Raw genomic sequence first — 20260 nt, 5'->3', positions numbered from 1 at the left:
GGATTCCGGGCTCGCCGCTCCCGCGGGCGGTCGAGCAGGGCCACCTCCGTCGCGGGAGAATACGGGTTAGAGTCTGTAACCATGCCGAAGGTCATCGATCACGACCAGCGCCGACGGGAGATCGTCGAGGTCGCCAAAAAGCTGATCATCGAGGGCGGGTTCGAGGCTGCCACGATGCGCAGCATCGTGACGGCGGCCGGGTTCGCGAACGGTGCCCTCAAGCATTACTTTCCCAGCAAGGACAGCATCATCGCGGCCACGTTCGAGAGCGTGCTGCAGGAGACCTCGCAGCGGATGTCGGAATTGGATCCTTCATTGGGTCCGAAGGAGTCGTTGCGGGGATTTGTCGAGGCGGCTATTCCGTTCGACGAGCATCAGATCGCGTCGGCTCGGGTGCTGCTGGTGTTGTGGGAGCATTCCGTCGCCAATCCGGATCTCGCCCGGCAGTATCGGGATTTGCTCGATAGCTGGCGGGCGGAGTTGACGGTGCGGATCGCTGCTGCCCGGGGGAAGGGGGAGGCGGCTGATGAGCCGGTTATCGGGGTGTTGGCGGATGAGATTATCGCGGTTTCTATTGGGGCTAATGTCACGTCTTTGATGCATCCGGTGGGGAAGGTTGCTGGGCGTTATCGGGCTTATATTGACGGGTTGATGGCTCGGATTGGGGATTGAGGTTCTCGTTCGGCTCGTCGCCTGGCGGCGACATTGCTCTTGATGGGTTGCGTGGGGCACCCCGATTTTTCATTGTGCTGACGGTTCGGGGGTGCTTGTCAAGGCGGGAAAGATGCCTTGACAAGCACCCCCGAACCGCAGGGCGGCTTTGTATCGGGGGCGGGGGAGGGGCTGGGTGCCTCGCTTTTTGGGTGCAGTGGTGCGGTGTTTTAGGGCTGTGAGGGGAGTCAGGGGTCGTGAGGTGGCCCTTGCGGGCCTCGGCTGGTGGTGGGGGGAATCGGATTCGGTGAAGGTGGCCTTGCGGAACTCTGGACCGGGTGGCTGGTTTTGTCTACGCTCGGAGAATGACTTCCGCGTTTCCGGTTACTCGCACGCTTTCCCGTCGTCCTGTCGCCGGGCCTCCGGTTGTGCTGATTCATGGGTTCGCGTCTTCGGCTACGTCTGATTGGCCCGCCGAGTACTGGGCCGATCCGTTGGCGGCTGCCGGGCGGGAGACGGTCGTGGTGCATTTGCCGGGGCATCCTGGCGGGCCCAAGGTCGCGAAGGCCGAGGAGGTGAGCACGACGCGGGTGGTTGACGCGCTGGCCGAATGCGCCGGCTCGGAAGAGGTCGACGTCGTGGGCTACTCGCTCGGGGCGCGGCTCGCGTGGGATCTCGCGGTTCATCCCAAGGCGTCCGTGCGGCGGTTGGTGCTGGGCGGGTTGAGTCCGCGGGAACCGTTCGCGGCGGTCGATCTCGTGGCTGCCCGGGCGGCTGTTCGCGGCGGGCCGTCGCCGGAGGATCCGTTGACCGGGGCGATCGCGGCGATGGCGGCGGCGGGGGACGCGGAGTCGCTGCTCAATCTCGTGGAGGGGCTGGCTCGCGAGCCGTTCGATCCGGGGGCGGGCGTGCCGCGGGTGCCGACGTTGTTCCTCTCCGGGCGGCAGGACTTCATGGCGCACGGGATCGAGCAGCTCGTGGCTCAGGTGCCGGGCGCGCGGTGGCGGCAGGTCGCGGGGGATCACCGCGGGGCGCTGGTCGGGGTTGAACTCCGGGAGGCGGTGTTCGACTTCCTCGGGGCCGCTCAGGGGTGAGCCCCGAAATGGCTTCCGCGGTGCGGTCGTGCCAGCCTGGAGCGCATGACGACACCGGCGCAGCTCCGCAGAACCGCCCTGTCCTATCCGGAAACGGCCGAGCTTGCCGTCGACGGTACGGTCGCGTTCACGGTGCAGGGCAAGGAGTTCGCCGCCCTGCGGCCGGATCGCCAGGTCGTGCTCCGGATGACCGCGTCCGATGTGGACGAAATGCGCGCGCAACATCCGACGGCGCGGCGCGTGGCGAGGGCTGGCGTGCGGTTTCCGATCGAGGACCTCAACGGGCAGCAGCTCAACTACTGGGTGCGCCGGGCCTGGCTGGCTCGCGCGCCGAAGAGGCTGGCTGCTCCGGTGGCTGCCGCCGGGGCCGCGGTGGCCGGGGAGGTCGGCGACCTGCCCAAGGCGATCGGCAGTCCGGCGACTCGCGCACTGCACGGTGCCGGGATCACCACGTTGGCGCAGACCGCTGAGTGGACCGACGCCGAGTTGCTGGCATTGCACGGCGTCGGTCCGAAGGCGGTCCGGCTGCTGCGCGAGGCGCAGAGCTGAACCGCCGTCAGCGGCGCAGGCGGGCGGCTGCGGCCAGAATCGGGGTGCCGACCGCGGTGGCGGCGGCTCCGAGTGCGGTGTCGGTGGCGAGGATCCAGCGGACGGTCTTCATCGCCAACGTCAGGACCTCGCTTCCGCGTTGCCGCATCTCGGCTTCGAACCGTCCGACGGCGGTGGCGGGGTCGCACTCGCCGAGGTGCCGGACCAGGCTGGCGGCGTCGCGGATGGCCGCTCCCGCACCCATTCCGGCGGTCGGCGGGGTGGCGTGGACGGCGTCGCCGAGGGCGGTGATCCGGCCGGCCGGCCAGGGGGCGAGATCGGCCGCGCGAGTGGAGGCGGCGTTGAAGCGGAACGCGGCGACGCTTTGCGGGTCGGCTTGGGCGATCACCTCCAGGGTGTGCTCGGACCAGCGTCGCTCGCGGAAGATGTCCAGGATCGCGGTCTGCAGTTCGCCGCCGCGGAGGGTGCGCAGGGTGTCGGTCGCGGCGGATTCGGGGAGCATCGCGCCCCAGATGTAGGTGGGGCCGGTGGTGACGGACATTCGCAGTTCGGGAGCGTCGAGGGCGGCGTTGCCTACCGGGTCGAGGAAACCGACGTACAGCGCGGCTCCGCGGGGTGCGATGGCGGTGCCGGATCGGGAGCGCAGGCGTTGCTGTTCGGCCGGGCTCAGGTCTTGGCGGCGGGTACGGCCAGAGAAGCCGACGATGCCCGCCGGGCGGTTCGTCGGGCCGCCTGCCAGGTGCCGGGCGACGACCGAGTGTGCGCCGTCCGCGCCTACCACCAGGTCGGCCGAGACAGCGGTGTCGGCGAAGAGCACCTGCGGTGTGTCGCCGTCGTAGCCGACGCCGGAAACGGTCTGCCCTAGGTGCAAGTCATCGCCGACCGCTTCGGCCAGCAGGGTGCGCAGGGTGATCCGGTCGACGTCCACGCTGGCGCTGGCGCTCAGATCCGGGCCGTGGCCGAGAAGCCGGCCGCGGCGGTCCCAGAACGCGTCTCGTTCGCGGAGCCGCAGCGCCGAGCCCGAGGCGAGCAGCCGCTGCATGATCTTCGGCTCCACCAGTTCCGCCAGCGCGGACTGCGCCCGGTCGTCCAAGGTGAGGTGGTAGCCGCCGGTGGCGGTCACGTCAGTGTCGCGGTCGAACACCGTCACCTCGAATCCCCGGCTGCGCAACCCCGCGCCGAGCGCCAGCCCGCCGATTCCGCCGCCGACCACAACCACTCGCATGCCTGACTGTCCTTCCGCTCTTTCTGGGAACGGAACTCAGCCTGCCCTGAGTAGTGGACACCGAGTGGCCAGTACAGGATGGGTCCATGGCGAACACGTCGCACCGGGCGCTCCGGCTGCTGTCTCTGCTGGGGTCGGGGCGGGTGTGGCCGCTGCGCGAACTCGCCGCGCGGCTCGAGGCCAGCGAGCGCACCGTCCGCCGAGACATCGAAACCTTGCGCGGGCTCGACTATTCGATCGCGACGGTGCACGGTCCCGACGGCGGCTACCGGCTCGGTGCCGGAAACACGTTGCCGCCGTTGCTGTTCGACCACGACCAGGCCCTCGCGGTGGCGGTGGCGCTGCAAACCGCGCCCAGCACGATGTTCGGGCTCGGCGACGACGCGTCGCGGGCCTTGGCGACCCTGCATCAGGTGATGCCGCCTGCGCTGCGGGCGTCGATGGAATCCCTGCGCTTGACCCGGCTGCGCAATTACTGGGAATTCCCCGGACCACCGATCGACCCGGCGGCCCTGACCGCGGTCGGAACCGCGGTGCGGGAGCGTCGGGTGCTGATCGCCGAGGTCCTGCGCCCGGACGGCACCCGCGCTGACCCCGGCGACGCCGACTTTCGGCCTGCGCACCGGATCGAACCGCACCATCTGGTCGTCTGGGCCGCGCGGTGGTATCTGGTCGGCTACGACCGCACCGACCGTCGATGGCGGGTGCACCGCGTCGACCGGTTGCGCCCGCGGCCGACCACCGCGCAGTTCACCGCCCGCGAGCTACCGGCCGAAGACCTGGCCCAGTTCGTGATGCGCACGCACGACCGCGGCGACACCCCGGCGGAGTGGCCGTGCACCGGCTCCGCCCGGCTCTCGCTCCCGGCGGACGTCGTCGCTCGCTGGGCGCCGGGCGGGTCCGTCGTCGAACACCTCGACGCGGAGCACTCCCGGCTCACGCTCGGTGCCTGGTCGTGGGCCGGGATCGCGGGCATCCTGGCCACGTTCGACAGCGAAATCACCGAGGTCCGCCCGGCCGGACTCCGGGAAGCCTGCCGACGGCTCGCCCAGCGGTGGGCCAGGTCAGGACTGCGGTGAACCCGCTCCGGTCGGCGCGGTGGCCCGCTCGCGGCGCTGCAGTCGATCCAGCACAAGATCGCGGACCTGGCCACCGCGTACTACGCCGTCCGCGCCATGACCTACGCCGCACTGTCCGAATTGGACTCCGGCGGCAAGCCGAGGACGGAGACGTTCATGTGCAAACAACGGTATTTCTCCGCGGTCGGCATCGTGCCGCGTCCGGCTGGCTGCCCCGGGCCGGCCAGCGGCAAGGAACGAAACACCGAAGCCCCTCGCCGCCGCGACCAGCTGACCGGGCAGCGCCGGCTGTTCTCTCTGCTAGCGTCGTCGTTGTGGCGCAGAAGGTCCAGGTCTCCGAGGCGCGGTCGCGGCTGCTCGCGACCGCGACCCGGATCTTTTACGCCGAAGGCCTCCACTCGGTGGGGATCGACCGGCTCGTGGTGGAGGCGAAGGTCACCCGGGCCACGCTGTACCGGCATTTCCCGGGCAAGGAAGACCTCGTCGTCGCGTATCTGCGGGGCGTTTCCGAGATGGAGCGCGACGGGATCGGCAAGATCCTCGCCGGCAACCCGCCCGCGGCCGACGCGCTGCGCGCCATCGCCGAACTGATCGCCGAGAGCATCCAGTCGGCGCACTTCCGCGGCTGCGCCTTCCTCAACGCGGCAGCCGAATACCCGGACCCGGAACATCCGGTCCACCAAGCTGTCCTCGCGCACCGCGAATGGTTCCTGCGCACGGTCACGGACTTGCTCGCACAAATCGGTTCGAAACCGCCGGAGCCCGCGGGACGGCATTTCGTGCTGCTGCGCGACGGTGCGATGGCGTCGGGCTGTCTCACGGACGCGGCGGAGGTCGGCGAGACGTTCCTCCAAGGCGTCGACGGCATCCTGCGGTTCCGTCTCGGCTCCGCGGCGAAGTAACTCGTCGTAAGACTTCGGAAAGACCGTTCGGCATTGACGCTGCCCGGGCGGGCCGCCAGGCTCAGAGGGAGACAGAACGTTCGTTCTACCTGAGCTTGGAAGGATCACCGTGACCATCGTTGACAAGCCCGCCGCCGGAACCGCGGCCCCGTTGCGCCGCCTGTATTTCGTGCGGTTCGGCTTTGCCCTGGTCTGGGCCGCGTTGCTGTTCCTCACGACGAAGTCGCACTTCGGCCCGCTCGGGGTGGTCCTGGTCGTCGCGTATCCGCTGTTCGACGTCGCCGCCGCGGTAGCGGACGTGCGTTCGTCCCGGACCGCGGGGTTGTTCGTGAACATCGCGATCAGCCTGCTGGCGGGAATCGGCCTCGCGATCGCCAGCGCGTCCGGCGTTCCCGCGGTGCTGCGCGTGTGGGGCGCCTGGGCGGTCGTGGCCGGACTTGTCCAGTTGATCGTCGCGGTCGGCAGGCGCCGGATGGGCGGCCAGTGGCCGATGATCCTCAGCGGCGGCATCTCCGTGCTGGCCGGGGCGAACTTCGTCCTCAGCGCCGGCGGGCCGAACCCGTCGCTGACCGCCGTGGCCGGATACGCGGTGCTGGGCGGGATCTTCTTCCTGGTCTCGGCGATCCGGCTGGGCCGCGCGCCTTCGGAGAGCTGACGTCGAGCGTCACTGGTGCGGAGCCCGGTAGTCAAGCAGAAGGCCGAGCAGATCGTCCCGGTCCCCGCTCAGGTCCGGCGGCGCGGGCGGCGACGCGCGCCGGGTCCGGGCGTGGACCGCGCGGACGAATTCCCGGACGCGGGAAGGGGACGGCACCAGTTCGCCGCCGAGGTAGGCCACCACGAGCAGGTCCTCGCCGGAGTGGGTTTCGATGGTGAACGACCATCCGTGCCGCTCGTCCCAGACCAGCGCCGTGTCGCGTCCGGGATGGACGGCGAGCCTGCCGTCGAGCGCGAGGTAGGCCGACATCGGCGCGTCGAGGTCCATCGTGGTGGACTCCGGCCCGACCCCGGCCGCGGCGCTCACCGCGTCGAGGTAGGCGCTCATTCCGCAGAGCAGACGGTATTCGTGGTCGGTGGTCAGCGACTGGACGGTCATCGACTCTCGTTTCCGCTGCCCCGGCCCGCCGTTTTTCGCGGCGGCCAAGCCTTCGGCAGCCCGCTTCAGGCTGCTCCCGGGGGCGGCGGCGGGACAAGGGCCGAAGGTCACCTGCTCCGGCCGTTGTGGACGGAGGGACCTGGTCCACTGTGGACCGAATCGTGCCCTGCGGCGGCGACCTGGACAGCAGGGGTTGGCTCGGGCAGTTCGCTACGACCGGAGTGCCCGCGATGGAGAAGACAGCTGCCGCGGCTGGACGTTCGCCGAAGCGCAGGTGCTGGGGTTGACGGCACGCGATTGGACCACCTCCGCGCCGGTTACGCGCTGGAGCGCTGCTCGAAGGCGTGACCCTCGGTCTCGTCGGCGCGGTGCTGACGCAGCCGTTGCGAGTGCCGGAGGTGCGTTCGGCGTTGTGTGCGGCTGGGGCGGTCGACCCGGGTGGCGCCGTCGAGCCTGCGCCGCGGAGTGGCCGCAGTCCTGGGCGAGAAGTGGCGGAAGCGGTGACGAACTGAACCGATTGGCCCCGTTGGCAAGAACCCGGCGAAACTTGGCTCGCCGCCCGGTTATGCGCGCGGGGCAGCCGTCCTAGCGTCGGACTGTGATCATCATTTCGGCCGTTCTCATCGGCATTGCCTACTGCTTGCTCAACTCCTTCCTCGCCGAACCGCACCGCCGCAGTTTCAACGCGATCATGGTCGCGGGTGCGGGAGCCGCTTACCTGAGCAGCGGCGCTTTCGGTCCCGTGGAACTGGTTTTCACCGCCGCGGTCACCTACTGCGCCTACCGGGGCCTGAAATCCTGGCCCTTCATCGGCGTCGCGTGGCTCCTGCACACGGCTCTCGACGTGCTGCACCACCTCAAGGGCATGCCGATCCTGCCGTTCGCGCACACCTCGTCGCTCGGCTGCGCGATCTGCGACCCGGTGATCGCCGCCTGGTGCTTCACCGGCGGAATGTCGGTCAAGGAAGCTCGTGCGAAACTGGTCTCCGTCGCCTGAAAACCGTGAGCGCGTCACTGCTCGCGTTGGGCGGAGGGGCGCTGGCCATCGGGTCGGGCAGGTGCTCAAGCCTCTTGCGCCGCAGGTCGAGGTGATCTGTGTCCAGCCGCTGGGCGCACCGGCGACGCGGCCGCCTATCACCGCTGGGTCGGCGCGGCCACCCGTTCTGACGACCCCGCCTGGTTTGCCCCGGGCCGGTCTTTGCGGCATCTTTACGCGTGGTGTGCCGGGAAGTCTGGTCGGCCTGCCCGTGCCCAGCCGGGCGACGGGCGGTCCGGTCGACCCCGAGGAGTCCGATGACGCTGACGGCCGCGTCAGGCGTGCGGAAAGAAATCACGAGGTCCAGCGGAGCCGCCCGGCTCGCCGTAGCCTGGGGGCATGCGCGCAGCGGACCTGGCCGAGGAGTTCCCGGTCGTCGATCTCGACTCGGACGCGCTGGCGGCCGCGCGCCTGCTGGCCGAGCACCGGCTGCCCGGGCTGGTGGTGACCGAAGCGTCCGGGTGTCCGCACACCGTGCTGCCCGCCTCCGACGTGGTGCAGTTCCTGGTCCCGCCCTACGTGCGCGACGATCCGTCGCTGGCCGGGGTGCTCAGCGAATCGATGGCGGACCGCGTCGCGGACAAGCTCGGCGGCCGTACGGTGCGCGAGCTGCTGCCGGACGAACCGCGCGAGCTGCCGAGGGTGGACGCCGACGACACGATCGTGGAGGTCGCCGCGACGATGGCCCGGCTGCGGTGCCCGCTCGTGGCGGTCCTGCGGGACCGGACACTGCTCGGCGTGGTGTCCGCCTCGCGGCTGCTGGAGCACGCGCTGACGCCTCGCTGAGCCGGGCGGGACTGAACCAGGCGGTCCGCCGGTGAGCACGGTGATCGCGGTGGTCGTGTTCGTGGTGGCCTACGTCCTGATCGCGACCGAGAAGATCCCGAAGATGACCGCCGCGCTGGCCGGGGCGGGCGTGATCCTCGCGACCGGGGTCAGCGGATCGGCCGACGCGTTCTTCTCCGAGGACACCGGCGTCGACTGGAACGTGCTGTTCCTGCTGCTCGGCATGATGATCATCGTCGGGATCCTGCGCCGCACCGGGGTGTTCGAATTCGTCGCGATCTGGGCGGCCAAGCGCGCCAAGGGCTCGCCGCTGCGGATCATGCTGCTGCTGGTGCTGATCACCGCGGTGGCCTCGGCGTTCCTGGACAACGTGACCACGGTGCTGCTCATCGCCCCGGTCACGCTGCTGGTGTGCGACCGGCTCGACATCAGCCCGGTCCCGTTCCTGATCGCCGAGGTCCTCGCGTCCAACATCGGCGGCACCGCGACCCTGATCGGCGACCCGCCGAACATCATCATCGGCAGTCGCGCCGGGCTGGCGTTCAACGATTTCCTGCTCAATCTCGCGCCGATCGTCGCGCTCGAACTCGTCGTGCTGGGACTGGTGCTGCCGTGGCTGTTCCGCGGTTCGTTCACCGTCGACCCGCAGCGCGTCGCCGACGTCATGGCGCTCAACGAACGCGAGGCGATCCGGCAGCCGAAACTGCTGGTCAAATCCGGCGTCGTGCTGCTGCTGGTGTTCGCCGGATTCGTGCTGCATTCGGTGGTGCACCTGGACCCGTCGGTGGTCGCGCTGCTCGGCGCGGGTCTGCTCGTGCTGCTTTCGGGTACGCCGCCGAAGCAGTACCTGGACGGCGTCGAGTGGGAAACCCTGCTGTTCTTCGCCGGGCTGTTCATCATGATCGGCGCGCTGGTCAAAACCGGCGTGATCGACTGGCTGGCCAAGCTCGCCGCCGGAGCCACCGGCGGAAACGCGCTGCTGGCGGTCTTCCTGATCCTCGGGGTGTCCGCGCTGCTGTCCGGCGTGATCGACAATATCCCTTACGTGGCAACGATGAGCCCGCTCGTGCTCGCGCTGACCCACGACATCCCGGACCCCGCGCATTCCGAGGCGCTGTGGTGGTCGCTGGCGCTCGGCGCGGACTTCGGCGGCAACATGACGGCGGTCGGGGCCAGCGCGAACGTGGTGGTGCTGGGACTCGCCGCGCGGGCCGGGGCGCCGATTTCGTTCTGGGAGTTCACGAAGAAGGGCGCGGTGGTCACGCTGATCACCGTGCTGGTCGCGGCACCGTATCTGTGGCTGCGGTACTTCGCGTTCTGACCTCTGCGGGAGCCGTGCCGCCTATGAACCGCACTCACCCCCGCGCCTCGGGGAGTTCGACGACGAACCTCGCCCCGCCGCCCGGACGGTCTTCCGCCCACACCCGGCCGTCGTGGCGGGCCACGTGGTCGGCCACGATCGCCAGTCCCAGTCCGGTTCCCGCGTCGGGGTCTCGCCGTCCGGCGTGCACTCCGCGGGAAAACCGCTCGAAGATGCGTTCCCGGAGTTCCGCGGGCACTCCCTCGCCGGCGTCGTCCACCTCCAACCGGACTGTGCCGCCGCAGGCGTGTGCGGCTACGCGGACCGCGCCGCCGCCGTACCGGGACGCGTTGTCGAGCAGGTTCGCCAGGACGCGGTCGAGGCGGCGGCGGTCGGCGGCCACCAGCAACGGTTCCGCGGGGAGTTCGAGCGCCGGTCGCGGGGCGGGGATGCTCGCGACCCCGCTGCGGACGAGCGGGCCGAGATCGACGAGTTCGCGTTCCTCGCCGGGGTCGGCTTGGTCGACGGCGGAGATCTCCAGCAGGTCGAGCACCATGCCGCGGAACCGGTGGAGTTCGGCCAGCAGGAGGTGGAGCGCTTTCTGCGCGGGTTCGGGCATGGCGTCGCGGCGGCGGTCGAGGACTTCCGCGACCGTCGTCATCGTGGTGAGCGGCGAGCGGAGTTCGTGGCTGACGTCGGCGGCGAACCGGGCGTCGCGGCGGACGCGCCGTTCCAGGGCTTCGGCGGTGGAGTTGAACGTCGCGGCGAGGGGAGCGAGGTCGGGTCCGGCTTGTTCGGGCAGGCGGGCGCTCAGGTCGCCGCGCGCGATCCGGGCCGCGGTCTCGGTGAAGGCGGCGAGCGGGCGCAGCGCGCGCCGGGCGGCCCACGCGCCGACGGCGACGCCGAACATCCCGCACGCCACCGTGCCCGCGACGAGGATCATCCGGAGCTTGCGGAAAGTCCGTTCGAGCCCGAGCAGCGGATGAAGTTCGACGTAGAAGCCCTTCGCGGCGCTCAGCGGCTGGGCCACCGCGAGGACCGGGACCCCGTCGGCGGTGAACTGCTCGTGCGCGGGCGCGCCGGGGCGGGCGCGCGCGAGCAGGCCGGGCGGCAGATCTTGGGGGCCGACCGGGCGTCCGGCGGTGTGCCAGCCGCCGGGCAGGGACACGAGGATCGTCGAATTCGGTCCGGTGGTGAGGCCGGACAGCAGTTCGGCGAGATCGTCGGTCCGTTCGCGGACCTCGTTGTCGACCAGCCGCGCGTTGATCCGGGAATGGCGGTCGGCGCTCTGCAGGCGCTGGTTGAGCAGGTAGTCGGTGGCGAGGTGCCAGGTCGCCGCCGACAGCGCGCTGACCACGGTCAGCAGGCCGAGCCCGAACGCCGCGGAAACCCGGCAGCGCAAGGAAAGCCGCGACCCCGGCGCCGGGCTCACGGCCGGGGCTCGGCGCGGTAGCCGATTCCCCGGACAGTCAGCACGAGCCGGGGGCAATCGGGGTCCGGCTCGACCTTGCGGCGCAACCGCCGGATATGGACGTCGAGCAGCCGCGTGCCGCCGAAGCAGTCCCGCCCCCAGATCCGGTGCAGCAACTGCTCCCGCGTGACCACCTCGCCGTCGGCGGCGGCCAGTTCCGCCAGCAGGCGGAATTCGGTGCGGGTGAGCCGGATCTGGGCGCCGTCGCGGGAAACGGTCTCGTCGTGCGTGCTCAGCACCAGATCGCCGACCTGGAGGCAGCACCTGCGAACCGGGGCCGCCCGGCGCAGCAACGCGCGGATGCGGGCCGCCAGCTCGCCGGCGACCAGCGGCTTGGTCACGTAGTCGTCGGCGCCGGCCTCCAACCCCGCGATGACGTCCTGGCTGTCGGCGCGCGCGGTGATGACGATGACCGGCAGGTCGCCGCGCACGCGCAGCTCGTGGCAGACGGCGAGCCCGTCCATGCCGGGCAGCATCAGGTCGAGCAGGACGACGTCCACCTGCACCGATTCGAGCATCGCCAGCGCGTCCTCGCCGGACGCGGCCTGCGTCACCGCGCAGCCCTGGTCAGCGAGAGCGAGCGAAAGCGCTTCGCTGATCAGGGCGTCGTCCTCGACCAGCAAGACTCGCACCGTCATCGGGTCGCCCTCCGCCGCGGAACATGCTTAAAAATTGTTCCCTATCGCGGCAAGTGCGGGACGGCTGCGGATTCCTTCGCGTATTTCGGCGGACGGTGGGGTTTCCGGCGGAATTGCGGACGACAGCGGACCGGCCGCTCAGGGCAACTGCCGCACCAGGTAATCCCACACCGCCTGAACCGCGCGCGGGTGGTAAATATGCTCCCGCTTGGCGTGCGATTCCTCCGGCGGCGACCAGCTCGGCCAGCCGCCGAACGACTGGGTCAGCAACTGCTGCTCGCACGCCCGCTCCAGCACCACCGCGGCGACCGTAGCGCTCTCCACGGAATCGCCGACCGCGACGATTCCGTGGTTCACCAGGAACACCGCCCGCGCGTTGCCGAGTTCCGCTGCCAGGGATTTACCCAATTCGGGCGTCAGGATCAGATCCGCGGTCTCGGTATAACGCGGCACCTCGGGCGGCACGAACAGGTTCGCGGCATGGCTCACCGGCCGCAGTTGCTGTCCGGTCGCAGCGAGGGCGACGGCGTGCGGGGCGTGCGTGTGCACCACCGCGTTCACGTCCGGCCGCGCGGCGATGACCTCGGTGTGGATCGGGTATTCGCTGTGCCGCGCGCCGGTGCCGGACACGACTTCGCCGTCGGCGTTGACGAGGTGCACCCGTTCCGGCGTCACCTCCTCCATGCCCCATTCCGCGGATTTGATCCACACCCCGCGGCCGTCGGCGTCCCGGCACGAGACGTGGCCCCAGATGAGGTCGCCTTGTCCGACGGCGGCCAGGATCCGGGACGACAGCGCGACAAGTTCCCGCTGCGTGCTCATCGGTGCACCAGCCCGCCGTTGACGCTCAGGGTCTGGCCGGTCAGATAGCCGGCGTCGTCGCTGAGCAGGAACGCGGCCAGGCCGGTCATGTCGTCGGACCCGGCGGGGCGGTGCAGCGATTGGGCTCGCAGCATGGCCTCGCGTTGATCCGGGGTCACCGTTTCCCGCGCGACTTCGGTGTAGACCGGGCCCGGCGACAGGGTGTTGACCCGGATGCCGAACTCGCCGAGCTCGCGGGCCATCGAGAACGTCATGCCGTGCACGCCTCCCTTGCTGGCCACGTAATGCAGATAGCCGGGACGGCCGAGTTGCACGGCGTCGGAGCCGATGTTGACCACGCTGGCCGACGGCGAAGCCTGCAGCAGCGGGAGCAGCGCCGACACGAGCAGCCACGGGCCGCGGAGGTTGACCGCCATCAGGCGATCCCATTCCTCGTCGGTGATCTCCCAGAACGGCTTCATGGTGATGGTGGAGAAGATCGCGGCGTTGTTGATCAGGCCGTCGACCCGGCCGTGCGCCTCGGTCAGCTGCGCCGCGAACTCCGCGCAGCTGGCGCGGCTGGAGACATCGAGTGCATACGCACTGGCTTTGCCCGGGCCGTCGAGAGAATCGGCGGTGGCCTGGACACCCTCGTGGTTGAGGTCGGCGAGCACCGCGGTCGCGCCTTCGGAGACCAGGCGGCGGGCGTAGGCCGCGCCGATGCCTTGGGCCGCGCCGGTCACGACGACGACCTTTCCGGCGAGTCCGTTGCGGGTCATGTCAGGCTCCAGCTTCGGTAGGAGGGTTCGCCGTCCGGGACGATCTCGGTGGACAGCAGCGTCAGGCAGCCGGGGCAGAACGCTTGGCGCAGCAGGACTTCCCGGTCGACGAACGCGGCGGGATCGGCGTGCACCCCCGGTCCGGCTTCGGTGGAGGGGCGTTCGTGGCGCAGCGCGTGCGCCATCGGTTCGGCGGTGGTGTCGCCGATCCGGGCCGCGCAGTGGCGGCAGACGACAGCTCCGGTCGCGTCGTCCACGCGGAGGTTGAGGTCGAGGTTCACTGGTGCGCTCCTTCCGGCGGGGTGAGCCCGGCGCGCTCGTACCGCAGCCGATCGCGGTGTGCCGCCGTGGCCGCGAGGTCGGGTTCGCCGTCGGTCAGGACGACGCCGTAGACGTCGCGAGCGGCGGCCGCGGACACCCTGCCGTTCCGGACATCGGCGGCGACGCGTTCGGGCTCGCGGTGCAGCGGGTCGCCGATTCCGCCGCCGCCTTGCCAGTGGGTGAAGTAGACGTCCGCTTCGGCGAGATCGGTTTCCAGATGCGGCGGGAGCGTGTCCGCGCGGCCGCGCAGGTCGTCGATCGTCTGCGGGATCCGGCCGTTCGCGAGCTGGTCGCGCACGGTGGTGTCGCGGACGAGGACGTCCCATTGCGTGGCGGCGGGGTAGCCGCCCGAGATGCCGGGAGCCTGCGGCACCGCCTTGCCGTTGGCGGAGACGACGAGGTGCACGCTGCCGGCGGGGGAGTCGTAGGGGATGAAGCAGCTCGACGCACCGACGCCGCCGCGCCACCGGCCCGGTCCGCCGGAATCGACCTCCTCGCGCCGCCACAGGTAGAGCATCGGGAAGCTGAACTCGTTGATCTCGATGTCGGCGATGCGGCCCATCGGAATGCAGTTCTCGCCGCCGGTGTCGACGCCGTCGCCGTCGACCTTCGCGCCGAGCCCGCCGGACATCGCGTCGCACAGCATCGTCGCGAAACCGCCGCCGCGCTGGTCGACTCCGGCCAGCATGGTGAGATCCCAGGTGCCGCAGCACACGCTCATCGCCGACCGGCTCAGTTCCGCGTGCGTGCTCAGCATCTGCGCGACGGTTTCGGAGACCGCGTTCTGCGTGGACCAGGCCGAGTTGACCGACGCTTTCCCGATGCCCGCCGGGAAGGTGCAGTTGTTGATCGTGCCGGGTTCGCTGACGATCTCGACGCACCGGTAGATCCCGCCCGGCGACCAGGAGATGTCCGGGCACAGCATGGTCAGCAGGATCGGCAGGATGCCGCCGCGCAGTCCGGCGAGCGTGCAGTTGATGATCCCGTCGACCTGCGGGTCGGTGCCGGTGAAGTCGAACGTCAGCGTGTCGTCCTGTTTGGACATCGCGACCACGATCTTGTGGATGTCCCGGTCGCCCGCTCGCGCGCCGTCCTGGTGGGCCACCGCCGACCACGTGCCGTCCGGCAGCGCCCGCAGTTTCGCGCGCAGCTGGGATTCGGCGTCGCTCATCATCTTCTTCATCACGGCCTTGACGGTGTCCGGGCCGTACTTGTCGATGAGCGCGGTCAGCCGGTCCCGCGCGACGTTGTTCGCGCCGATCTTCGCGCGCAGGTCCAGTCCGACGAGCCGCGGCACGCGGGAGCGCCGCAGGTACATGTCCTCCAGGTCCGAGCGCAGCGTGCCGCCTTCGACGATCTTGACCGGCGGGATCGGCAGCGCCTCCCAGAACACGTCGTGCCCCTCGACCGACCAGCTGCCCGGCGACACGCCGCCGAGGTCGACCTGGTGCGCGACCGCGCCGGTCCAGCAGAACAGCTGGCCGTCGTAGAAGAGCGGGGCGAGGACGGTGACGTCGTTCTGGTGCAGTCCGCCGCCGATCCACGGGTCGTTCAACAGGAACTGGTCGCCCGGTGCGATTCCCGGGTTCTCCGCGCGGTGCTCCAGCGTCCAGCGCACCGCCATGTCCAAAGCGGACCCGAGCTGCATGTTGTACAGCCCGACCTGCACGGTTTCGCCGGTCTCGTCCAGGATGCCCGCGCCGAAGTCGTTGCAGTCGGTGACCACGACGGAGCCGGACATCCGCTTGATCGCGTCGCCCATGTCGTCGGTGATCGCGACCAGGCGGTGCCGGACCACTTCGTAGGTCAGCGCGTCCACGCTGTCGGAGCCGCCGCGGTGCAGTTTCAGGTCGCCGAACCGGGCGTCCGGGTCGAGGGGAGCGCCGGACTGGACGAATCGCTCGGATCCGGCGACGGGGATGACAGCCATCAGGAGTGTTCCTTCCGTTCGGGGAACCGGATGACGAGGTTGCCCAGCCGGTCCACGGTGGCCTGCGTGCCCGGCGGCAGGGCGACCGTGGTGGTCGGCGCTTCGACGACCGCGGGGCCCGCGATCTCGTGGCCCGCGCCGAGTGCGCGGTAGTCGTAGACCGCCGCGGGCTGGCGTCCGGCGCGCACGTCGAGCAGGACCTCCCGCTCGCCGCTCGCGGCGGGCTTGCCGGGCCGGGTGCCGTGCTCGGGCAGCTCCGGCTGGATCTGCAGGATCCCGGTCGCGCGGACGCGGTAGGTGATCAGCTGAAGTCCGGCGTCGGGGAAGCCGGAACCCTTGCCGTACAACGCTTCGTAGCCGGCCTCGAAGTCCCGGCCGAGCTGCTGCACCGACGCGTCGGTCAGCTGCCCGCCGGGCACCGGAGTCGCCACCTCGGCGAGCTGCATCGTGTAGCGGAGGTCGGCTTCGCGTTCGTAGCTGATCGCGGAGAACGTCAAGCCTTGTTCTGCCAACCGGCGTTCGAGTTCGCGTTCCAGGCCGGCGAAAACCTCGTTCGCGGTCTTCGCGGGCACCGGCATCGCCACCGGTCGAGACTGTTCGGCCGTCAGCACGATGTCCGAGGCGGCCAGCCCGTAGGCGGAGAACACCGCCGCGGTGGAGCCGAGCGGGACCACGACCTCCTTGACCCCGAGGTCGGCCGAGTAGCTCGCGCAGTGCATCGGGCCCGCGCCGCCGAACGCGTAGAGCGTGAAGTCCCGCGGGTCCTGGCCGGAGTTGACCACGACCTTGCGGACGAGGTCGGCGGTCTGGGCGTTCTGGATCGCGTAGATCGCCGCGGCCGCGTCCTCGACGGACATGCCGAGCGGGGTCGCCACCACCTTGTCGATGGCGTCCCGGGACAGCTGGACGTCCAGTTTCTTGCGCCCGCCCAGGAAATTGTCCGGATTGATGATGCCGAGGACGAGGTCGGCGTCGGTCACGGTCGGCTCCCAGCCGCCCTCGCCGTAGCAAGCCGGTCCGGGCCGGGCGCCCGCGCTGCGCGGCCCGACGCGGAGGTTGCCGCCCGGGTCGACCCAGGCGATCGCGCCCCCGCCGGCCCCGATGGTGTGCACGTCGACCATCGGCGTGCTGATCGTGTACTGGTTGAGGATCGTGCTCGTGGTGGTCACCGGCTTGCCGTCGACGACCAGCCCGACCAGGAACGTGGTGCCGCCCATGTCGGTCGAGATCACCTTGTCGTGGCCCAGCGAGGCGGCCATCCGGGTGCAGCCGACGACACCGCCGGTGAGCACCGAACCAATGGTGGTGATCGCGTGCGCCGGTGCGTCGGCGGCGGTGACGCAGCCGCCGGAACCCTGCATCACCAGCAGGGCGCCGGTGAGCCCACGCGCGCGCAGTTCGGCTTCGAGCGGGCGCAGGTAGCTGCCGAGCCGGGGGCCGACCTGCGTGTTCATGATCGTGGTGACGTTGCGCGGGTACTCCCGGATGCGCGGGCTGACCTCGCTGGACAGCGCCACGTACACCTCCGGCGCTTCCTCCCGCACGATCTCGCGCACCCGCTGCTCGTGCGCGGGATTGCGGAACGACCAGAGGAACGAGACCGCGATCGCCTCGGCGCCGTCGGCGAGCAGGTCGCGGACCGCGGTCCGGACGCCGTCCTCGTCGAGCGGGACGACGACGCGGCCCTGGTAGTCCACGCGTTCGTCGATCTCGCGGATCCGGTGCCGGGGCACCAAGGCCGCGGGTTTCGCGGTGCGCGCCATGTGCTGGATGTCGTCGCTGCCGAGACCGGCGTAGCGGCCTTCGAGGTTCATGATGCTGATCGAGTCCGCGTGCCCGCGCGTGGTGAGGAAGCCGACCTGCGCGACATCGCCGGTCACCAGCGCGTTGAGCGTGGAAGTGGTGCCGTGCACGAGATAGTCGGTGTCGGCGAGCAGTTCGCGGACCGGAATGCCGAGTTCCGCGGCGAGTTCGTCGATCGCGGTCAGGAAGCCGGTCGCGAAATCCGGGGGAGTGGACGGGGTTTTGGCCGCGGCGAGCCGGTTGTGCTGGTCGGCGACGAAAGCGTCGGTGAACGTGCCGCCGGTGTCGATGCCGATGACGTACGCCATGAGGGCCCCTTTGCCTTCGTGCCGTCAGAACATGACGTTGATGGATTTGGTTTCGGTGTAGCTGAGCAGTTCTTCGAGGCTTTCTTCGCGGCCGACGCCGGATCCCTTGACGCCGCCGAAGGGCACGTTGGGGAAATGCCGGGACGAGCCGTTGATCCAGACGAACCCGGCCTCGAAGGCTCGGGCGACGCGGTGCGCACGCGTGACGTCGCAGGTCCACACGCTCGCGGTCAGCCCGTAGTCGACGCTGTTGGCGATGCGGACCGCTTCGGCCTCGTCAGTGAACGGGATGACCGACAGCAGCGGCCCGAAGACCTCTTCGCGGGCGATCCGCATGTCCGGATTCACGCCGGTGAAGACCGTCGGGGCGACGAACAAGCCCTGCTCCACGCCAGCCGGCCGGCCGCCGCCAGTGGCCACCTTCGCACCTTCGGAGACCGCGATGTCGATGTAGGACAACGACTTCTCGTACTGCGCCCGGTTGATCATCGTGCCCTGCTCGGTGCGCTCGTCGAACGGATCGCCGATCCGCCGGGCTTCGATCAGTGCGACCACGCGGGCCACCAGCGCGTCGTGGACGTCCTGGTGCACCAGCAGCCGCGAGTTCGACCCGCAGGACTGGCCGGACCAGGTGAAGTTCATGCCGAACACCGCACCGGCGGCCGCGGCTTCGAGATCCGCGTCGGGGAACACCACCATCGCGTTCTTGCCGCCGAGTTCGAGGCTGACGTCCTTGACGCCGCTTTCGGCGGCCGCGCGCTGGATGGCGCGTCCGGTGGGTTCGGACCCGATGAACCCGATCCGCCGCACCTGCCGGTGGCGCACCAGCGCGTCCGGCACCGCCGGGCCGTCGCCGACGACCACCGACAGCACGCCGGGCGGGAAGATGTCCTTCGCCAGTTCGGCGAGCCGCAGCGCGGACAGCGGCGCGGCTTCCGGCGGCTTGAGGATGGTCGGATTGCCCGCGACCAGCGGCGCGGCGACCTTGCCCGCGAACATCAGCGGATGGTTGTAGGGCACGATCCGGGCCACCACGCCGACCGGTTCGCGCGTGGTCACGTGCAGTGCGGTGCTGGCGGGCACCGTCGTGCCTTTCAGCTCCAGCGCCTGTCCGGCGAACATGCGCAGCTGCGCCACCGTCACGCCGACGTCGGCGCGCGAGTTCGAGATCGGCGAACCGGCGTCCACGGTGTCGAGCAGGGCCAGTTCCTCGCCGTGGCGTTCGATCGCGTCGGCCAGTTCCGCGACCAGCTTCGCCCGCTCGACCGGCACGGTGTCCCGCCAAGCCGCGCGGGCGTCGGCCGCGGCGCGCACTGCCTCGTCTACGTCGTCCGCGCCAGCGTCGGGAACCTCGGCGATCGTGGTGCCCGTGTAAGGGGACACCCGGGCGAAGGTGGCGCCGGACCGAGCCGGGACGAGCTTGCCGTCGACGAGCAGGCGCCACTCGCGGTCGAGAAGTTCGGCGACCCGGGTCGGGATTTCCGGGCCGGAATGTGCTTCGAGCATCGTCGCTCCTGCGCTTCCTGAGTCCCGCGGGGACCTGGAGCCCCGCGTGCCGTCGGCTCATGCTAACCCGGCGACCCGGCCCGCAGTCCATCTTGCAGACTCTTATTCTGTTATCCAGAAACTCTGCCGAGTCTTTCCGGCGGAAGCACCCGGAAACTCCCTGGTCCGGATAGGATGTCTGCTATGCAGACATCTGGTCCCGCGCGGCCCGCTCCCCAGTACCCGATCGAATCCGTGGACCGCGCGCTGCGGCTGCTCCGGATGTTCAGCGCCACCAGGGAACTCCGGCTCTCCGACGCGCGGGACGCGCTGGGCGTGGGCCAGTCGACCGCGCACCGGCTGATGGCGATGCTCGTCCACCACGGGTTCGTCGACCAGGACCCGGCCAGCCGCGTGTACCGCGCCGGGCCGGCGCTGGTCGAGATCGGGCTGTCCGTGGTGAACCAGATGGACCTGCGCGCGGTCGCGCGGCCGGTGCTGCAGTGGCTGCGGGAAACCACTGGAGAGACCGTGCATCTCGGTTCTCTGGAAGGCAATCAGGTGCGCTTCCTGGACGTGCTCGAGAGCGACCGGGCGCTGCGGGTGTCCGGCCGGGTGGGCCGCACCCTCCCGGCGCACGCGACCAGCCTGGGCAAGGCGATGCTCGCGCACCTGCCGGACGACCAGATCGCGCAGCGCTACCCGGACGAAGTGCTCGGCCAGGTCACCACGAAGACGATGACGAGCCGCAGCGCGCTGCTGGCGGAGATCGAGCGGATCCGGCGGCGTGGCTACGCGCTGAACGCGGGCGAGAGCGAGGACGGCGTCAGCTCGATCGGCTGCGCGGTCGCCCGCCCGGACGGTCCGCTGCTGGGCGGGCTGAGCGTGGCGGCGCCGACCGGCCGGATGACGAAGGCCCAGCGGGACGAGCACGCGGTGGCGCTGGTGGAGGGCTGCCGGCGGCTGGCGGAGAAGCTGGGGTGAACGAAAAAACCGGCGGCGAACGGGT

Annotated in this window: 20 protein-coding genes and 1 pseudogene; 11 read left to right on the top strand and 10 right to left on the bottom strand. The window is 70.3% G+C overall.

The window, feature by feature from the left end; translation table 11 throughout:
• The first annotated feature begins 81 nt into the window (after positions 1-81).
• From F9C11_RS28665 to F9C11_RS28655, 3 genes are all read left to right on the top strand, one after another.
• Positions 82-672 (top strand): TetR/AcrR family transcriptional regulator, encoded by a 591-nt coding sequence (locus F9C11_RS28665; RefSeq protein ID WP_409180466.1) that lies wholly within the window; start codon positions 82-84, stop codon positions 670-672.
• Between the two features lie 344 nt (positions 673-1016).
• Positions 1017-1745 carry an alpha/beta fold hydrolase gene (locus tag F9C11_RS28660; protein WP_409180465.1) on the top strand — a complete coding sequence of 243 codons (729 nt, stop codon included), beginning with the start codon at positions 1017-1019 and terminating at the stop codon, positions 1743-1745.
• Positions 1746-1790: 45 nt separating this feature from the next.
• Positions 1791-2294: a hypothetical protein gene (locus F9C11_RS28655; protein WP_409180464.1), complete on the top strand. Its 504-nt coding sequence runs from the start codon at positions 1791-1793 to the stop codon at positions 2292-2294.
• Positions 2295-2301: 7 nt separating this feature from the next.
• Here F9C11_RS28655 and F9C11_RS28650 read toward each other — a convergent pair whose 3' ends face one another.
• On the bottom strand, positions 2302-3519 hold the full coding sequence (locus F9C11_RS28650; protein ID WP_409180463.1) for an FAD-dependent oxidoreductase: 1218 nt from the start codon (positions 3517-3519) through the stop codon (positions 2302-2304).
• Between the two features lie 86 nt (positions 3520-3605).
• On the opposite strand from F9C11_RS28650, the gene F9C11_RS28645 reads away from it, so the two are divergent.
• From F9C11_RS28645 to F9C11_RS28630, 4 genes and pseudogenes are all read left to right on the top strand, one after another.
• On the top strand, positions 3606-4598 hold the full coding sequence (locus F9C11_RS28645) for a helix-turn-helix transcriptional regulator (protein ID WP_409180462.1): 993 nt from the start codon (positions 3606-3608) through the stop codon (positions 4596-4598).
• Between the two features lie 24 nt (positions 4599-4622).
• A pseudogene (locus tag F9C11_RS28640) lies at positions 4623-4754 on the top strand (acyl-CoA dehydrogenase family protein); the annotation flags it as partial.
• 158 nt (positions 4755-4912) lie between these two features.
• Positions 4913-5500 (top strand): TetR/AcrR family transcriptional regulator, encoded by a 588-nt coding sequence (locus F9C11_RS28635; RefSeq protein WP_409180461.1) that lies wholly within the window; start codon positions 4913-4915, stop codon positions 5498-5500.
• 109 nt (positions 5501-5609) lie between these two features.
• A complete protein-coding gene (locus F9C11_RS28630; RefSeq protein WP_409180460.1) occupies positions 5610-6155 on the top strand; it encodes a hypothetical protein in 546 nt (181 codons plus the stop codon).
• A 9-nt stretch (positions 6156-6164) separates the two neighbouring features.
• Here F9C11_RS28630 and F9C11_RS28625 read toward each other — a convergent pair whose 3' ends face one another.
• Positions 6165-6593, bottom strand: a complete 429-nt coding sequence (locus F9C11_RS28625) for a DUF6292 family protein (protein ID WP_409180459.1) — start codon at positions 6591-6593, stop codon at positions 6165-6167.
• A 601-nt stretch (positions 6594-7194) separates the two neighbouring features.
• Between F9C11_RS28625 and F9C11_RS28620 the strand changes: the two genes are divergently transcribed.
• The 3 genes from F9C11_RS28620 (at position 7195) to F9C11_RS28610 (ending at position 9736) form a co-directional block, all read left to right on the top strand.
• A complete protein-coding gene (locus tag F9C11_RS28620; RefSeq protein ID WP_409186990.1) occupies positions 7195-7590 on the top strand; it encodes a DUF6010 family protein in 396 nt (131 codons plus the stop codon).
• 378 nt (positions 7591-7968) lie between these two features.
• Entirely contained in the window at positions 7969-8415 is a 447-nt protein-coding gene (locus F9C11_RS28615; protein WP_409180458.1) for a CBS domain-containing protein, read from the top strand.
• A gap of 31 nt (positions 8416-8446) precedes the next feature.
• A complete protein-coding gene (locus F9C11_RS28610) occupies positions 8447-9736 on the top strand; it encodes an ArsB/NhaD family transporter (RefSeq protein WP_409180457.1) in 1290 nt (429 codons plus the stop codon).
• 34 nt (positions 9737-9770) lie between these two features.
• Here F9C11_RS28610 and F9C11_RS28605 read toward each other — a convergent pair whose 3' ends face one another.
• From F9C11_RS28605 to F9C11_RS28570, 8 genes are all read right to left on the bottom strand, one after another.
• On the bottom strand, positions 9771-11147 hold the full coding sequence (locus tag F9C11_RS28605; RefSeq protein ID WP_409180456.1) for a sensor histidine kinase: 1377 nt from the start codon (positions 11145-11147) through the stop codon (positions 9771-9773).
• Positions 11144-11824, bottom strand: coding sequence for a response regulator transcription factor (locus tag F9C11_RS28600; RefSeq protein ID WP_409180455.1), 681 nt, complete (start codon positions 11822-11824; stop codon positions 11144-11146). Before F9C11_RS28600 ends, F9C11_RS28605 begins: the two co-directional genes overlap by 4 nt.
• Positions 11825-11962: 138 nt before the next feature.
• Positions 11963-12646 (bottom strand): class II aldolase/adducin family protein, encoded by a 684-nt coding sequence (locus F9C11_RS28595; RefSeq protein WP_409180454.1) that lies wholly within the window; start codon positions 12644-12646, stop codon positions 11963-11965.
• A complete protein-coding gene (locus tag F9C11_RS28590; RefSeq protein WP_409180453.1) occupies positions 12643-13404 on the bottom strand; it encodes an SDR family NAD(P)-dependent oxidoreductase in 762 nt (253 codons plus the stop codon). The genes F9C11_RS28595 and F9C11_RS28590 overlap by 4 nt, the downstream gene beginning before the upstream one ends.
• The gene (locus tag F9C11_RS28585; protein WP_081685118.1) at positions 13401-13685 is read right to left on the bottom strand and encodes an acetone carboxylase subunit gamma; all 285 of its coding nucleotides are present in this window, start codon (positions 13683-13685) and stop codon (positions 13401-13403) included. The genes F9C11_RS28590 and F9C11_RS28585 overlap by 4 nt, the downstream gene beginning before the upstream one ends.
• The gene (locus F9C11_RS28580; protein ID WP_409180452.1) at positions 13682-15655 is read right to left on the bottom strand and encodes a hydantoinase B/oxoprolinase family protein; all 1974 of its coding nucleotides are present in this window, start codon (positions 15653-15655) and stop codon (positions 13682-13684) included. Before F9C11_RS28580 ends, F9C11_RS28585 begins: the two co-directional genes overlap by 4 nt.
• Positions 15655-17766: a hydantoinase/oxoprolinase family protein gene (locus tag F9C11_RS28575; protein ID WP_409180451.1), complete on the bottom strand. Its 2112-nt coding sequence runs from the start codon at positions 17764-17766 to the stop codon at positions 15655-15657. The genes F9C11_RS28580 and F9C11_RS28575 overlap by 1 nt, the downstream gene beginning before the upstream one ends.
• Before the next feature lie 24 nt (positions 17767-17790).
• On the bottom strand, positions 17791-19272 hold the full coding sequence (locus tag F9C11_RS28570) for an aldehyde dehydrogenase family protein (protein WP_409180450.1): 1482 nt from the start codon (positions 19270-19272) through the stop codon (positions 17791-17793).
• Between the two features lie 183 nt (positions 19273-19455).
• On the opposite strand from F9C11_RS28570, the gene F9C11_RS28565 reads away from it, so the two are divergent.
• Entirely contained in the window at positions 19456-20235 is a 780-nt protein-coding gene (locus F9C11_RS28565; protein WP_409180449.1) for an IclR family transcriptional regulator, read from the top strand.
• Positions 20236-20260: the final 25 nt, after the last annotated feature.

This window comes from Amycolatopsis sp. VS8301801F10, assembly GCF_046195355.1.
Taxonomy (GTDB): Bacteria; Actinomycetota; Actinomycetes; order Mycobacteriales; family Pseudonocardiaceae; genus Amycolatopsis.
The sequence above is the reverse complement of the archived record's forward strand: the minus strand, read 5'-3'. Positions and strand labels throughout refer to the sequence as shown.

Bases quoted from the DNA above. Each gene is read 5' to 3' on its own strand.
- F9C11_RS28565 (WP_409180449.1), top strand. From the start codon at position 19,456: ATGCAGACATCTGGTCCCGCGCGGCCCGCTCCCCAGTACCCGATCGAA.
- F9C11_RS28590 (WP_409180453.1), bottom strand. From the start codon at position 13,404: ATGACCCGCAACGGACTCGCCGGAAAGGTCGTCGTCGTGACCGGCGCG.
- F9C11_RS28615 (WP_409180458.1), top strand. From the start codon at position 7,969: ATGCGCGCAGCGGACCTGGCCGAGGAGTTCCCGGTCGTCGATCTCGAC.
- F9C11_RS28595 (WP_409180454.1), bottom strand. From the start codon at position 12,646: ATGAGCACGCAGCGGGAACTTGTCGCGCTGTCGTCCCGGATCCTGGCC.
- F9C11_RS28580 (WP_409180452.1), bottom strand. From the start codon at position 15,655: ATGGCTGTCATCCCCGTCGCCGGATCCGAGCGATTCGTCCAGTCCGGC.
- F9C11_RS28645 (WP_409180462.1), top strand. From the start codon at position 3,606: ATGGCGAACACGTCGCACCGGGCGCTCCGGCTGCTGTCTCTGCTGGGG.
- F9C11_RS28625 (WP_409180459.1), bottom strand. From the start codon at position 6,593: ATGACCGTCCAGTCGCTGACCACCGACCACGAATACCGTCTGCTCTGC.
- F9C11_RS28575 (WP_409180451.1), bottom strand. From the start codon at position 17,766: ATGGCGTACGTCATCGGCATCGACACCGGCGGCACGTTCACCGACGCT.
- F9C11_RS28650 (WP_409180463.1), bottom strand. From the start codon at position 3,519: ATGCGAGTGGTTGTGGTCGGCGGCGGAATCGGCGGGCTGGCGCTCGGC.
- F9C11_RS28570 (WP_409180450.1), bottom strand. From the start codon at position 19,272: ATGCTCGAAGCACATTCCGGCCCGGAAATCCCGACCCGGGTCGCCGAA.
- F9C11_RS28600 (WP_409180455.1), bottom strand. From the start codon at position 11,824: ATGACGGTGCGAGTCTTGCTGGTCGAGGACGACGCCCTGATCAGCGAA.
- F9C11_RS28655 (WP_409180464.1), top strand. From the start codon at position 1,791: ATGACGACACCGGCGCAGCTCCGCAGAACCGCCCTGTCCTATCCGGAA.
- F9C11_RS28665 (WP_409180466.1), top strand. From the start codon at position 82: ATGCCGAAGGTCATCGATCACGACCAGCGCCGACGGGAGATCGTCGAG.
- F9C11_RS28660 (WP_409180465.1), top strand. From the start codon at position 1,017: ATGACTTCCGCGTTTCCGGTTACTCGCACGCTTTCCCGTCGTCCTGTC.